This window comes from Leptospira fletcheri, assembly GCF_004769195.1.
In the GTDB taxonomy this organism is placed as follows: domain Bacteria; phylum Spirochaetota; class Leptospiria; order Leptospirales; family Leptospiraceae; genus Leptospira_B; species Leptospira_B fletcheri.
On record NZ_RQET01000009.1, the window covers coordinates 208,072 to 222,161 of the forward strand.

At 47.5% G+C, this 14,090-nt stretch carries 13 protein-coding genes; 10 read left to right on the forward strand and 3 right to left on the reverse strand.

The features are described from left to right. Nucleotides 1-43: 43 nt before the first annotated feature. From EHO60_RS13010 to EHO60_RS13040, 7 genes are all read left to right on the forward strand, one after another. Nucleotides 44-556, forward strand: coding sequence for an LB099 family protein (locus EHO60_RS13010; RefSeq protein WP_135768632.1), 513 nt, complete (start codon nt 44-46; stop codon nt 554-556). A 107-nt stretch (nt 557-663) separates the two neighbouring features. Further along, nucleotides 664-1,908: a polysaccharide deacetylase family protein gene (locus tag EHO60_RS13015; protein WP_135768633.1), complete on the forward strand. Its 1,245-nt coding sequence runs from the start codon at nt 664-666 to the stop codon at nt 1,906-1,908. A 38-nt stretch (nt 1,909-1,946) separates the two neighbouring features. Beyond that, complete coding sequence (locus tag EHO60_RS13020) at nt 1,947-3,740, forward strand: diguanylate cyclase (RefSeq protein WP_246028309.1); 1,794 nt, start codon at nt 1,947-1,949, stop codon at nt 3,738-3,740. Nucleotides 3,741-3,859: 119 nt separating this feature from the next. Beyond that, nucleotides 3,860-5,794, forward strand: coding sequence for an AMP-dependent synthetase/ligase (locus tag EHO60_RS13025; RefSeq protein ID WP_135768634.1), 1,935 nt, complete (start codon nt 3,860-3,862; stop codon nt 5,792-5,794). A 67-nt stretch (nt 5,795-5,861) separates the two neighbouring features. Beyond that, entirely contained in the window at nt 5,862-6,254 is a 393-nt protein-coding gene (locus tag EHO60_RS13030; protein ID WP_135768635.1) for a DoxX family protein, read from the forward strand. A gap of 189 nt (nt 6,255-6,443) precedes the next feature. Further along, nucleotides 6,444-7,241 carry a UDP-2,3-diacylglucosamine diphosphatase gene (locus tag EHO60_RS13035; RefSeq protein ID WP_135768636.1) on the forward strand — a complete coding sequence of 266 codons (798 nt, stop codon included), beginning with the start codon at nt 6,444-6,446 and terminating at the stop codon, nt 7,239-7,241. A gap of 112 nt (nt 7,242-7,353) precedes the next feature. Continuing rightward, a complete protein-coding gene (locus EHO60_RS13040; protein WP_135768637.1) occupies nt 7,354-8,928 on the forward strand; it encodes an FMN-binding glutamate synthase family protein in 1,575 nt (524 codons plus the stop codon). Here the strand turns inward: EHO60_RS13040 and EHO60_RS13045 are convergent. Next, nucleotides 8,917-9,816, reverse strand: coding sequence for a glycerophosphodiester phosphodiesterase (locus tag EHO60_RS13045; protein ID WP_135768781.1), 900 nt, complete (start codon nt 9,814-9,816; stop codon nt 8,917-8,919). The two genes, EHO60_RS13040 and EHO60_RS13045, sit on opposite strands and share 12 nt — an antisense overlap. A 141-nt stretch (nt 9,817-9,957) precedes the next feature. Here EHO60_RS13045 and EHO60_RS13050 point away from each other — a divergent pair, with 141 nt between their 5' ends. The 3 genes from EHO60_RS13050 (at nt 9,958) to EHO60_RS13060 (ending at nt 11,776) form a co-directional block, all read left to right on the forward strand. Then, on the forward strand, nt 9,958-10,677 hold the full coding sequence (locus EHO60_RS13050) for a YIP1 family protein (RefSeq protein WP_135768638.1): 720 nt from the start codon (nt 9,958-9,960) through the stop codon (nt 10,675-10,677). Nucleotides 10,678-10,713: 36 nt separating this feature from the next. Further along, entirely contained in the window at nt 10,714-11,142 is a 429-nt protein-coding gene (locus tag EHO60_RS13055) for a thioesterase family protein (RefSeq protein ID WP_135768639.1), read from the forward strand. Nucleotides 11,143-11,419: 277 nt separating this feature from the next. Then, the gene (locus EHO60_RS13060; protein WP_135768640.1) at nt 11,420-11,776 is read left to right on the forward strand and encodes an LB_289 family protein; all 357 of its coding nucleotides are present in this window, start codon (nt 11,420-11,422) and stop codon (nt 11,774-11,776) included. Nucleotides 11,777-11,930: 154 nt separating this feature from the next. Here the strand turns inward: EHO60_RS13060 and EHO60_RS13065 are convergent, their stop codons facing one another. Beyond that, entirely contained in the window at nt 11,931-12,191 is a 261-nt protein-coding gene (locus tag EHO60_RS13065; RefSeq protein WP_010409572.1) for an RNA recognition motif domain-containing protein, read from the reverse strand. Between the two features lie 328 nt (nt 12,192-12,519). Further along, nucleotides 12,520-14,076: an NAD(P)/FAD-dependent oxidoreductase gene (locus EHO60_RS13070; protein WP_135768641.1), complete on the reverse strand. Its 1,557-nt coding sequence runs from the start codon at nt 14,074-14,076 to the stop codon at nt 12,520-12,522. Nucleotides 14,077-14,090 lie beyond the last annotated feature (14 nt).

Genomic DNA, 14,090 nt, shown 5'->3' on the forward strand with positions numbered 1-14,090 from the left:
TAACACCCTATTCACGGTGGGTCAACGATCGCAAGGCAAGGATATGGATTACGAAAAGGAAAAAAAGAAACTTCTCTCGGCAAAAACGCCCGAGCAATACATCGAATTTTCCATAAAATCAAAACTAGAAGGACCGAAGAAATCTAGTATTACCACAGAATGGTTGAATAAATCAGGTTATACAATAGATGACATAAAATACGCAAGAAATCGGCATCCGTTCTGGCGGGAGAAAAGAAATAAGGGATCGTACGAAAGAAACAGTCGGAGATTGGAGCATCACAATTACTACAAGTCGGATGAAAAGATCGTTTGGGATGAAAATAAACTGAATAAATTCTACGACTTGAATCAGGAAGGACACGCCGACCACGAGTTGGCGAAATTGTTTAAGACTTCCATTCCCGCAGTGAACCACATCCGAAGGAAATTCAGATTCGCTAGTCTGCTTCTCGAATCCGAAAAAAAGAAACCGACCAAGGTGGCTGTCGTAAAGCTAAGTCATCATTCCGAGTCCGTTCTAAAGCGGATGATTCGGGAAAAAGGAAGGAAATAAATTTCCCCTCCTCCGAAGCATTTCCTTAGGGAGGAGGTTCCAGAAACAAGTTGCGAACGCGGATGCCGTAAAAAAAATGGGCGTTGACTCCTCCTGTCTGAGAGAATATGAGCCGCCTTACACCGACGAAGTTTATCCTAACTGTAACATTCCTGATTTCTTTCTCCGCAGTAGCGACTCCGGTAAAAAATTTCTTAAATCCAGAACCATCCTCTCAGGGATCGAAGAAGAATCCTCCGGAAGCCCGCGCAAAATCGAAAATCGAAGATTCTCCCAAATCCGCTAAAACTTTCGAAAATTCCATTCCCAATGTTTCGAATTTGCCTGCAAGAGTCGCTTATGACGCCGGCAAGGAAAATCCGGACGGATCGGGCCATGGAAAAGGGATCCCGGTCCTTTGTTATCACCATCTGGTCGACAATGGAAACCCTATGGGGGGATACAATCTCGACCCGAGTTTGCTGGAAGAGCAGTTCAAATATCTGAAAAAGTTAGGCTACCAAACGGTAAGTTTGGACCAATTTTATTCCTACATAAAGGGGGAAAGCGGCGCGGATTTTCCCAAGCGTCCGATCTTACTCACTTTCGACGATGGTTCTCTCACTCATAAGACCGTGTTGGTTTCCCTTCTGAAAAAATACGGTTTTAGGGCTTCGATATTCATTTACCCGAGTACGATCTCCAATCCGAAATTCAAATTTTATATGCGTTGGCCCGACTTGAAAGAAGCTCTGGACAGCGGAGTCCTCGATTTAGGCTCTCATACTCTATACCATCCTAAATTACCCGCAATGAAGAGGGCCGAAATTCGGAAACAATTGAGGGAATCCAAAGCGATTCTCGAGGCGAAAACCGGCCATAAGGTCAAAGATCTCGCTTATCCGTTCGGGTTATTCGACGTCCGAGTGATAGAGGAAGCGAAGGAAGCGGGTTATAGAATGGCGTTCACCGTCAATCCGGGCAAGAACGTTCCTTCCACCGATCCGTATACGGTCCATAGGTCTCTGATTCCATGGGGACAATCTCAGGCCAGATTCAATTCGATATTGAGCGCGAGCCCCCCGGGAAAGATCAAACTCGGAATCGCGGACGGTTCCTGGGTCAAGCCCGGACAGACATTTTCCGTGAACGTGGAAGGTTTGGATCCGGCGACGATTCAAATGAAGATCAGAGGCAAGAACGCGATTCGATCCAAAAAGTCCGCGACGGAGTACGTAGTCGGAATACCCGATTTTAAAACGAAGGTAAGTTACCCTCCCCTCGTGATTACCGGTAAGACTTCGGACGGCAGACGCACCGAAACCCAGTTTCTCTTCGTAAACAGGCAGGCTTTTACCCGAGAACCCGACTAAACGGTACGGAAGAAAATCTTTGACATTCTTCGAATGCAGTGGATCGTTTCCGCTGTATGCGGGAATGCCTTTCCAAATTTTACCGATTTCTAATCTCTGGTCCGGTCTTTCTTGCCGTTTTTCTGATTTTCGTCGGGCAAACGTACCCCAAATCCTTGGGGCCGACCTCCGCAAAAACGTTACAGTTGGATTCCGGCTCGCCGGAGGAGATCCGACTTTTCGATGAAATTTCTTTCATGAGGGATTCCCTCGGTTCGCTTTCCTCCAACGAAGTGATCGGAGGAGAGCTGGATTCCGCTTTTCGTAAAAACGCGGATAAAATCTCCAACTTCGGTTACGACTCCAATCCTTACTGGTTCAAATTCCGTGCGCAGGTGGAAGAACCGATATCAGAAGAAAGATATTTAAGAATAGAATACCCTCATTTGGATAAGATCGACCTATATTGGAAAGATTCTTTGGGCAGAGAGGGGGAATTTCATACAGGAAATCTCACACCGTTCAAAGAAAGACCCGTCAAAGACAGGTACTTCGTATTTCCGATCCCTCTGGAAGACAAGGCGGAAGTGGAGGTGTATTTCAGGGTGGAATCCGAAGGATCCTTGACCATTCCGATTTCCTTAATTACCCGGAGCAAGTGGGAGGAATCCTTCAGAATATCCCTTGTGCTGAACGGAATATTTTTCGGCGCTTTGGGAGTCATGGTCTTCTATAATTTTTTCCTGTTCCTAGGAATTCGGGAAAAAGCGTATTTATACTATACCATCGTCGTATTCTCTTTCGTATTATTCACTTTGATCAGTTCCGGCTACGGCTTCTGGCTGCTCTTTTCGGACTTCCCGAAATGGGGAAACTACGCATTTGCCGGCATCACGCCTATATCGATGTTTTTTTTGATCCTTTTTTCGCAGGAATACCTACAAACCAGGAACTCCCATCCTAGGCTGCATCTTCTATCGAAATTGTTGGCAGGAGTATGGGTTCTTTCTCTTTGCGCTGCTCCCTTCTTTCCGCTTCACAAACTTCTTCCGATCATCGCGGTTCTTTCCATCCTAGGAATCCTTTTGCTTCTTTTCGTTTCCGTTTTAAGAGCGCTGAAGAACGACAGAAGAGCCAAAATCTTCCTTGCGGCATGGATACTCGGCCTTGCGGGAATTATCATGTTTTCCTTAAATAGATTGGGACTTTGGGAATCGGAGCCGATCGCAAGCGGGGCGTTGAAATTAGGCCTCTTGAGTAACGTGGTTTTGCTTTCTCTAGGATTGGTAGATAGGATCAACACGTTCCGGAAAGAAAAGGAGGAATACAAGGAGAAAGCGGATCAACTTTTGGAGCTTTCTCTGTTGGATCCGTTGACGGGAGTGGCGAACAGAAGGTTTTTCGACCAAGAATTGGACCGCGAATGGAACCGATCTCTCCGTACGGAAAGACCTCTGTCGCTTCTTATGATAGATGTGGATTATTTCAAATCCTACAACGACACCTACGGGCATCTGAAGGGAGATGAAATTCTGGAAAGAGTGGCTCTCGCATTGAAGGATTGTTTGAATCGTTCTTCGGATATGATCTCCAGATACGGAGGTGAGGAATTCGGCGTAATTCTGCCGGATACTCCCGTGGAAGGAGCCATCGTCGTCGCCTTGGATATGCTACAGACCGTAGAAGATATGCAGATCGTTCATGAAAAAAGCCCTTTTTCCAGAGTGACCGTGTCCATCGGAGTCTCCAGCAATTTAGACAGGGAAATCCATTCTCCCCAAGAACTTCTCGGAGCAGCGGATAAGAATCTATACGATGCGAAGTCTTTCGGTAGAAATCACATCCGACATTAAAATCGATTTTTGTAATCCGATCTAAACTAGAAGTCGAATCAAAAAAAGCCAAAAAAATAGGAAAAGGGTCAAATTTTCCTGGACCCTCTTTTTAACCGAGGTTACAATCGGTTCCCGCTATGGAAACATCAAGGCTTCCTTTTCTCAGCTCCTCCACTTTGTATCACATGACGAAGGTTTCCGCTGAGACGTTTAAAGAACACCCTGCGCAATTCTACAAACCTGACGGGAAGTCCTACAGAGCCGTATCCTATTCGGAACTGTACGAAATCGTAACCAGAATCGGTCTCGGTTTGGTTTCTATCGGAGTCGACCGAGGAGAGAATGTAGCCTTGATCGCCGATTCCGGATATAGATGGCTTTGGGCCAGTATGGGGATCACGAATATAGGAAGCGTGGATGTTCCGAGAGGAACGGACTCTACTCTGGAGGATTTGGTTTATATTCTGAACCATTCCGAAGCGAGGGTGGCGTTCGTCGAAAACGGAATCACTCTTCGTAAGATTGCTTCGAACTCCTCCGCGTTTCCGAAACTGAAAGTTCTGATCGCGTTCGAGCCTTCCGCTAATCTAGGACAAAACGATTCTTTCAAAGTTCTTCATTTAGAGGACCTAATCTCCTTAGGGGATCGCTGGATCCGGGAAAAAGGAGAGATGGAATTCCACAAACGGGGAGAGTCCATCCGGGAGGACGATCTTGCTACGATCGTATACACTTCCGGCACTACCGGGAAACCGAAAGGAGTCATGCTTTCCCACAAAAACATAATGTTCAACGTGGACACTTCCCTTTCTCTCTACGACCTCCATTTCAGTCCGGAAGATCGAACCATGGCTTATCTTCCTCCGTGGCATATCGCGGAAAGATTGATAGAAACCGCCTGTCTGCGTGTCGGAGCTTCGGAAGCCTTCACTTCTATTTCGAGTTTAGGTCAGGATCTGCAGGAAATTCGTCCGACCTTTCTCTTATCCGTGCCTCGGGTATGGGAAAGTTTTTACAATAAGATCCAGGATAAACTGAGGGAAGCCTCCCCTTTTCGGAGACTGCTCTTTCCCGTCTTTCAAAAAACCGCTTCGTCCTTTCATAAATATAAGAGTAGATTTTTGGGCCTGGAATATTCCCTGCGCAGGATCTCCTTTCCGGTCGAATTTCTCCGTAGGTCCACGGCCTTGGCGGTGCTATCGTTTCTATATCTGCCGAACTTGATGGCTCAATTCGTTTTTTCTAAAATTCGAAACGGTCTCGGGGGAAATCTGAAATATGCGCTTTCCGGCGCCGGGGCTTTGCCGGAATACATAGATCGATTTTTCAATTCCATAGGAATTCCTTTATTGGAAGGCTACGGGATGACGGAGTTAGGAGGGATCTCCACTCGTAGGAGATTGGACGCGATCACCGTAGGAACGCTAGGCAAGTGTCTGCCGGGAGTAGAAATCAAACTTCTCAACGAAAAAGGGGAAGAGATCCATGACCCGGGAATCAAAGGGATCGCGTGGCACCGAGGACCTCACGTCATGATGGGATACTACAAGGACCCGGAAAAAACGGCGGAAATCCTCGTGGACGGGTGGTTGAATTCCGGAGATCTCCTGTTTTGGACCGCGCAAGGCGACCTGAAATACGCAGGCCGAGCAAAGGATACGATCGTACTTTCCGGAGGGGAAAATCTTGAACCCGAGCCGATCGAATTCGCGCTGACCAAGAGCGAACTGATCCTACAGGCAATGGTCGTCGGGCACGACAAAAAGTCCGTCGGAGCCCTGCTCGTTCCCGATTGGGAAGTCTTGGACAAGCAACTCCAGGAATGGAAATCCAGATTGCTTCAGGAAATCCAGGATCCGAACTCGGATCCCGACGTTCGCGAGTTGTTTAGGAAAGAAATTCGCGATTTGGTTTCTTCCAAAAACGGCTTCAAAAATTTCGAGAAGGTGTCTAATTTCTATCTTCTACCCAAGAAGTTCGAACCGGGAGACGAATTGACTTTGACCATGAAGGTGCGTCGGAATGTGGTCGCCGATAAATACAAAAACGCGATAGAGAAACTGTACAAATAAGGATTTATTTTTAACCGATGTAACCGTCGAAAAGAATTTCTCGAAATGTAGGAAAGGAGCTTTATACATGTTATCCCTGTCGGAACAGCTTAAGCATCGAATCTCAACCGTACTGTCGATACTATCTTCGATCATCTTTCTACAGACTCTTTTTTTCAAGTTCACCGGAGCGGACGAGTCCGTGGAGATCTTTGCCACCATGGGAATGGAGCCTTGGGGAAGGATCTGGACAGGGACATTCGAATTTCTCATAGCCGTTTTACTCCTGATCCCGCCCCTAAGATTTATCGGAGCGATCGGAGGTTTTTTCCTGATGGTAGGCGCGGTCTTTTCCCACCTTCTTTTTCTGGGAATCGTAGTCCACAATGACGGAGGTTTGCTCTTCGGGTTGGCCTTGTTCACCCTCGCCTCCTGTACGATCATTTTAAGTATAGAATGGGACAGTCGGCCCGCTCCCTAAAAGTCGGATCAGAAGAACCTTTCCGAGATCGAAATTGCGGTAGGAGATTCCGTGTTTCCGAGAGGGTGCGTCCCGTTGGATCGTAACGTATTTTTATCCCAAATTCGATCGAAACTTCCTCTTACAAACGGCCGATTCCGTTGACATTTCCAATCCGTCGGATCTTATGGGATAAGGTCGCTTCACCTGATGAAATTCCCACGAGGAAAAATATACGACGGATTCTTTGTTTCCGACGTTCATTATCTGCTGAACAAAAAAATCAAATCCCATAAGCACAAAGAGCTTTTTCAATTACTCGATCATCTGGACAGGAAGGAGATCAAGTTTCATAATCTTTATCTGGTAGGAGACATCATCGAAAGCTGGTTTTTCAGCGCAGACAGAAGGTTGACCAGAATTAAGGGAAAGAAAAGGTTCAACAAATTATTCGATCGATTGGACCGCCTTTCCAGCGGCAAGGGAAGGAAATATTACATCGTAGGAAACCACGATACGACTTCCTATTTAATGAGATTGTCCCCCAGAGTGGAAAGCTATCTGCGGGCAAGGGACTGGATCATCTGCGAAAAAGCGGAAGACGATCTCCTGATCGCGTTGCACGGTCATCAGGGCCAGTACAATAAATTCACTTGGATCGGATCCATATTCATATTAAGAATCTTACACGTCTTTGCCTCCTTGTTTCCGGGAATCTTCCGATTCTCCGAGAATTTTTATCACAAACATTTGAACAGACAAGACCCGACGACCGCCGAAGAAACACTCGCCTATTACCAGAAGCTGGCAAAATTCGCACACCAAGGCAAAAAAGTGCTGATTTCGGGACACACACACGATTTCCTATGTCTGCCGAAAATGAACATTATTAACACCGGAGATTGGGTGAAAAGCAACACGTTCGTAATCCAGGATCTGCGCAAATTCATCGGGATCAGAATGACCGCTAGAAAAGAATTCAAAAAGGAATTTCGATTAAAAGTCTGATCGAAAGCTACCGGGCAAATCCGAATTTTCCGTCGGACGGTTCGAATCAGAAAATCCCTGTCGCGGATGAAAGGAAATTGCAAAATCTTTCCTTGTATGTATACTTTCGCCCATGTCGGAAGAACAACTCTTCGCAACTCTTAGGATTATAGACAATCACCCCTGGTTATTCTGGTTCGGCGTCACCGGTATTTTTCTAATCTCGGTTTTCATCCACGACCTGGTTCAAAGAAAACACACGATAAAACACAACTTTCCCATCGTAGGTCATATCCGTTATTTGTTCGAGATGATCGGTCCGGAGTTGAGACAGTATTGGGTCGCCAACGACAAGGAGGAAATGCCTTTTAATCGCGCCGAACGGTCCTGGGTTTACGCGACTGCGAAGAAGCAAAACAATAATTTCGGTTTCGGGACCACCGAATTGTTATACGACGCGGGCTATCCGATCATAAAGCATTCCGCGTTTCCCTTTCCGGAAGGTCAGGCCAAATTTCTGAACGGAGACCCTTCCATGATCCCTTCCTTAAAAGTCATGGGCGAATCCCGAGGCAGAAAAAAACCTTATCGCCCTTCTTCCGTCATCAACATCTCCGCTATGTCATACGGATCTTTGGGAGAAAGAGCGGTATCCGCACTTAACCAAGGAGCAAAGCTTGCTCGATGTTATCATAATACGGGAGAGGGAGGCCTTTCCCCTTATCACGCCTTCGGAGCGGACGTCGTGTGGCAGTTAGGAACGGGGTATTTCGGCGCTAGAGACGAAAAAGGAAAGTTTTCCATGGATAAGTTTCTGGAACGTCTCTCCGAAAATCCGTACGTCAGAGCCATAGAGATCAAATTATCCCAGGGCGCGAAACCCGGAAAGGGTGGAATCTTACCTGGCGCCAAAGTCACCGCGGAAATCGCAAAAATCCGCGGAATCCAGCAGGGACAGGATTGTATTTCGCCTAACGCACATTCCGAATTTACGGACGTAAAAGGCCTTGTGGAATTCATAGAAAAAATTGCGGGAGAAACGGGCCTGCCCGTGGGCATCAAGAGCGCGGTAGGAGAGTCCAAGTTTTGGGAAGAGTTGGCGGAAAGAATGAAATCCGGCGGAAAAGGCCCCGACTTCATTACCATAGACGGAGGGGAAGGCGGCACGGGAGCTGCTCCCTTAACGTTTACGGACCACGTCTCTTTGCCCTTTAAAGTGGGATTCGCCCGCGTATATCGTATTTTTCAGAATGCAAGGATCGCGGACGGAATCGTCTGGATTGGAAGTGGAAAATTAGGTTTTCCTGATAGAGCTATCGTGGCTTTCGCGATGGGGTGCGACTTGATCAACGTGGCCAGGGAATCCATGATGTCCATAGGATGCATCCAAGCCCAGAAATGTCATACGGGTCATTGCCCTGCCGGAGTCGCAACTCAGAGCAGATGGTTGCAAGCAGGGTTGGACGTGAATCTTAAAGCCGAGCGAGCCGCGAGTTATATCAAAGGATTCCGGAAGGAGTTACTTGCAGTCGCGCACGCATGCGGATACGAACATCCTCTTCAATTTACCGGGTCGGATATAGAAATAGGAGCCGGACTGAACCGCTTCCGAACGCTTTCCGAAGTATTGGAATACGAACGGGAACCGGTCCGTTTTACTACGATGATGGATTATACCAGTTTTATCCCTGAAAAATCATCTGCCTGATTCTTTCAGGACTTGGGAAAGTAGATCCGGACGATCGGTAATGATCCCGTCGACCCCGTCCTTGAGGAGTCTTCGCATATCGGAAGGATCATTTACCGTCCACGGATAGATTTTATATCCTAGGGAATGGTATTTTTTCACATAATCCTCGTCCACCATCAGATGCTCCGGAGCCAATATATCCGGAACGGCCTTGTCGTTCAGCAGGAGATTCCTCAATGCCACTTTCTTATAATAGGACATCTGGGAATCCTTGAACGTAGCATAGATTTGTCCTCTCAGAATCTCCGGCTTTTTCTCCTTAATCCGTTCCAGTACGAACGGATTGAAAGAGGAGACGAAGACGTATTTCGGAAATTTTTTCTTCGTGAGCAGATCGATGACTGCATCCGCCACCTGTTTTGCGGGTTCCCCCGATTCTTCGGATTTGATTTCGATGTCTATGACCGACTTTCCGCCGAATTCGTTTAACACTTCCTCTAAAGTCGGGACCTCTTCTCCCTTGTATTCGGGAGCGAAATGACTTCCCGCATCCAACCGTTTGATGTCCGCCAGAGAAGTGTCCTTGACCTTTCCTTTTCCGTTCGTCACCCGATCCAGATTATAATCGTGTATAACGACCAATTCTCCGGTTTTACAAAGCATAGTGTCCAGCTCGAAGCCGTGTCCGTATTTCATCGCTAAACGAAATCCGGAAAGGGTGTTTTCCGGAGCCAAGGCCCTGGCACCTCTGTGTCCGAGAATTAACACGGACTGCGGAAATTCTTTCCGTACGAGATCCGTGCGCGGAGAATGAGGAACACAATTCGTTCCGAAAAGTAGAAATACAAAGAAGACGCCGAGAAAAAGGGAATTTCGGCCGTGCATCCGGAATCTAGTCGAGAACATTTGGATCGCTCCTTCCGCGGAAAGCGGTGCTATCAAAACGACAAGGACCTTTCTAACTCCGTTCGAGTTTCGGAAAAGAAGTTTTCAGGAGAATCGCTTGCCTTTTTTTCATTTCGTAACAAACTTTGCGCCATTATAAGGATGAAAATTCTGATCGACCACGTTCGAGAAGTCTTAATCGTATTGCGCTCTCCCAGTTCCGCGTTCCAAAGCGCGGGTACGGATCCGAATTTTCTAGTCTCTTTCCTAAGGGTTTTTTTCTTTTTCCTAATCGGCTCCTTCGTCGGCGGACTTTTCTCCCTGCAATCCGCGGCCATTTTTCTGGCTTTCGGAGGCTCCTTCCTGAATTTTCTTTTCATCGTTCTTTTGCCTTCCGTTTTTTGGGGAGCGATATACTCCGCGCTGTATTCCGGATGCTTTTTACTGATCGGAGGAATTCTTCTCTATTGGATTCCGAAATATTCCCGGGGACTGACGGATGTACGCAAAAGCGCCACCTTCGTTTCCAGATTGGCTTTTCTTTTCCCGCTCTGTTCCTGCCTGTATCTTATGCTTCCTGCGGGCCGGTTCCGTTTCACCGTTTTGATCCTTTTCTTCCTCTATTCCAGCTACCTACTCCTGAACGTCCTTTATTACGGATTGAAATGCGAACGCAGGAATTCGTTTATCAGCAGCCTGGCAGTCGGCTCGGTCTCGCTTTTCCTCTTCTTCTGGATGAATGGAGGAGTTTCCCAAGACCTGTTCCGGCCTTCCTATCCCAAATCCATGACACCGGAAGAAGAGAAGGAAAAAATCCAGGAAGCGAAAGAAGTCATCGAAAGATTGGAAAAAGCAAGAAGGGAAAAAGGCCTTTCGAATTAAAAATATAAACCCTCGAATTCAAAAAAGGAGCCGAATATGGCGCGAGTCCAACTGCAACTGCCCGAAAAACTTTCCTGGTCCACGTCCCTTAGGATCAGAATTTACGATACGAACTTTGCCGCCCACCTAGCTCACGACAGGGTGGTTTCCCTATTGCACGAGGCAAGAGCCAGACTTTTTCGGGAAAAGGGAACGAACGAACTGGATGTGGAAGGATCCGGAATCATTCTCACGGATCTGGTAGTGGTCTATAAGGCAGAGGCGTTTTTCGGAGACGAGATTCGGGTGGAAATCGGAGCGGACGATTTCAGTTCCAAAGGTTGCGATCTGTATTATCGTATGGTTCACACCGACGGACCAATCTCGGGAAAAGTGATATGCGAAGCCAAAACGGGACTAGTCTTTATGGATTACTCGACTCGAAAAGTCACGGAAGTCCCGCAAAGCTTTAAAAGTTGGTTTTAAGCGGATCCTAATAGGGAGGAAACTTTTTCCTCCCGAGCCCTCGTCTAATAGTCGTAGGCTTCGGGAGCTCGGAAGTTTTCGGGAAACGAGCCGAAAAAGAGAAAAAGAAGGGTGAGAGGATTTTCAACCCGGCAAAAACCCCCTCCTCTAAGGGCTAAAAGGTACCCCGAACGGGAATAGGCCTGCGCTTCCCAAACATAGATTCACGGTTTTTTCTTTGCCTGGCAGGCCATCTGGAAAGAATGGCAAGTACAGCCGGAAAGAGAGGGTTTTTCCTATGAAACGGACCGAGTTGGAGAGACGAGAAAGAGATCTCCGCAAAGCGCAAAAAAAACAAGAAACCCTGCAGAGACGTGCCAAAGGAAGCAGCATTGGAGACTTCATCGAACAGTTGTCCGGGTTGTTTCGCCACGACGCTACGGAGATTTTCAATACCAAGGACGATATTGCGATCCTAGAAGTATTGGAAGATATGCAAGCGGTCATTCCGCAGAAAAAGTGGGACGACGTTTTAAGAAAAGCGATCAAGAAAACCGGGGTCGTGGAAAAAGAACGGGCTTATCAGGAATTGCTGGAGCTTCTCTCTTTTGAAGAGGAAGAAGACGCAGAGTCTACGGAAGAAGTAGGGGTTTAAACAACCCCACGATCCGTTTGCCGGAGCAATTAGGCACGCAGACGGGTCGGTTTCTCATCTAACCAATCGAAATAGAAAGGACAAGATGGGGTGCGATTTTCGCTCCTACCTTGTCCTAATTCGTTTTACCGACGAAGCGAATTCGCTTCGAAGATTAATGTCTTTTCGGTCTATTGTTGAACGTCTGCGGTTTTGCGACGTCTACGTTCAGCGTTCTACCTTTAAACTCGGTTCCATTCAGACTGTTTTTGGCGTTTTCTGCCTGTTGTTCGTTTGCCATCTCTACAAAGCCGAAACCTTTGCCTTCGATGATTTTAACGAAAGCAACTTCGCCATAATTAGAGAACAATTCGTTAATTTCCGAATGCCCTACAGAGTAGTTGAGATTTCCAACAAAAAGTTTGCGATTTTGCATGCTTTCCTCGATAGTTTCATTTTAGGCAGCCGGGACTTCGCAAATGGTATTTGTCGATTCCTGAAAACAACCTAAAGGCTGAGGAAGCGATTCGAGCGGGTATCCACCGCCTTTTGCTACCGGAACTTCCTGACTTTCTGGGAAACTTAGGTCCAAAAGAGATGGATCTACTACTATGACATGTGCGGTTATAAAGATCAGCGAACCTGCAATAAAGCCACTATAAAATCATATTCGAGAACATGCAAGCATAAGAAATTGTTCGAGTTTATAAGTTTGGAATCGTAATAATCGCCTCCCATCCGGCATCCGGCGGTTCCGAAAGAAATCAACGCCTAGCTTTAGCGATCTCGGCGGCACACCGAATTCCGTCCATGGCCGCCGACACGATTCCGCCGGCGTAGCCGCCTCCTTCTCCGCAGGGATACAAGCCTTTGATTTTCACATGTTCCAGGGTTTCCGGGTCTCTCGGAATCTGAACGGGAGAAGAGGTTCTGGTTTCCGGTGCGTGAACCACGGCGTCGTTGGTCAGATATCCCCTCATGGATTTGTCGAATTCGCGGAATCCGGCGCGGAGAAGTCCGTATATGAGTCCCGGCAAAACGGAACCCAATTCCACGGATTTTACTCCCGGTGCGTAAGAAGTCTTGGGAAGGCTTTCCGACATTTTGCCGTCCACAAAGTCGGCGAGTCTCTGGGCGGGGGCGGTTTGGGTTCTTCCCCCTGCAATCCAGGCTCGTTTTTCTAGTTCTTTTTGGAATTCCATCCCCGCCAGAGGACCGAATTTCGCGTACGGTTTAAAATCCTGGAGTTGGAGTTCGACCACGACTCCTGAATTTGCAGTGGGCCTGGCTCTTTTGGAAGAGGACCAGCCGTTGGTGACGATTTCCTCCTGTTTTGTGGCGCAAGCCGCTATGACTCCGCCGGGGCACATGCAAAAAGAATACACTCCTCTACCCTCCACCTGTTTTACGATGCTATAGGGAGAAGGCGGGAGATAAGGACCTCTTTCTCCGCAACGGTACTGGATGGAATCGATCAAGGACTGCCGGTGTTCCACTCTGACTCCTAGGGCAAGAGGTTTTGCCTGGATTTCGATCCCTTTTGCATGCAATAATTCGAATATGTCTCTAGCGGAATGTCCCGTAGCCAAGACCAACCGTTCTGCGGTAAAACGGTCCCCTCGTTTCGTAAGAACTCCCCGGATCGAATCCCCCTCTAACAGGATATCCGTGACCCGTTGGTCGAAATGGACCTCTCCTCCCCTATCCAGAATCGTTTCGCGGATTTTGCGGACGATCTTAGGCAACTTATTCGTTCCTATATGGGGATGGGCCTCGACGAGTATGTCCTTGGAAGCGCCGAAACCCACGAGCAATTCCAGGATCCTTCTGACATTGCCTCTTTTTTTGGATCTAGTATATAACTTTCCGTCGGAATAGGTTCCCGCTCCGCCTTCTCCGAAACAATAATTGGAATCTTCATCCACCGTATGGTGCGCATTGATCTGTCGCAAATCCAAAGGTCTGCGGGAAACGTCCTTTCCTCTTTCCAGAATCACAGGTTTCAAACCGTTCTCGATGAGTTCCAGTGCGGCAAACAATCCGGCAGGACCTGCTCCGACGACGAGAACTTCCTCGGAATCTTTTACGTTCGGATAATCCGGCAATCGCATCGGAGTTTCGAGGAACTCTTCCCCGATAAAAGCCAGGACTTTTAAATCGAACAGGATATTCCTTTGTCTAGCGTCGATCGAACGGCTCAAAATCTCCACATGACGGAGTTCCTGCATCGGAATCCTAGCGGACTTAGAGACGTATTTTCTCAGTTCTTCCTCTTGCCCTGCGATCTCGGGCGATACCCGAAGATGGAGTTCTTGGATCATTCGACTTCCCTGCT

What these genes read in the sequence shown, in the direction of transcription:
- EHO60_RS13050 (WP_135768638.1), top strand. Translation starts at nt 9,958, where the DNA reads ATGAAAATTCTGATCGACCACGTTCGAGAAGTCTTAATCGTATTGCGC.
- EHO60_RS13010 (WP_135768632.1), top strand. Translation starts at nt 44, where the DNA reads ATGGATTACGAAAAGGAAAAAAAGAAACTTCTCTCGGCAAAAACGCCC.
- EHO60_RS13045 (WP_135768781.1), bottom strand. Translation starts at nt 9,816, where the DNA reads ATGTTCTCGACTAGATTCCGGATGCACGGCCGAAATTCCCTTTTTCTC.
- EHO60_RS13025 (WP_135768634.1), top strand. Translation starts at nt 3,860, where the DNA reads ATGGAAACATCAAGGCTTCCTTTTCTCAGCTCCTCCACTTTGTATCAC.
- EHO60_RS13070 (WP_135768641.1), bottom strand. Translation starts at nt 14,076, where the DNA reads ATGATCCAAGAACTCCATCTTCGGGTATCGCCCGAGATCGCAGGGCAA.
- EHO60_RS13060 (WP_135768640.1), top strand. Translation starts at nt 11,420, where the DNA reads ATGAAACGGACCGAGTTGGAGAGACGAGAAAGAGATCTCCGCAAAGCG.
- EHO60_RS13015 (WP_135768633.1), top strand. Translation starts at nt 664, where the DNA reads ATGAGCCGCCTTACACCGACGAAGTTTATCCTAACTGTAACATTCCTG.
- EHO60_RS13065 (WP_010409572.1), bottom strand. Translation starts at nt 12,191, where the DNA reads ATGCAAAATCGCAAACTTTTTGTTGGAAATCTCAACTACTCTGTAGGG.
- EHO60_RS13040 (WP_135768637.1), top strand. Translation starts at nt 7,354, where the DNA reads ATGTCGGAAGAACAACTCTTCGCAACTCTTAGGATTATAGACAATCAC.
- EHO60_RS13030 (WP_135768635.1), top strand. Translation starts at nt 5,862, where the DNA reads ATGTTATCCCTGTCGGAACAGCTTAAGCATCGAATCTCAACCGTACTG.
- EHO60_RS13055 (WP_135768639.1), top strand. Translation starts at nt 10,714, where the DNA reads ATGGCGCGAGTCCAACTGCAACTGCCCGAAAAACTTTCCTGGTCCACG.
- EHO60_RS13035 (WP_135768636.1), top strand. Translation starts at nt 6,444, where the DNA reads ATGAAATTCCCACGAGGAAAAATATACGACGGATTCTTTGTTTCCGAC.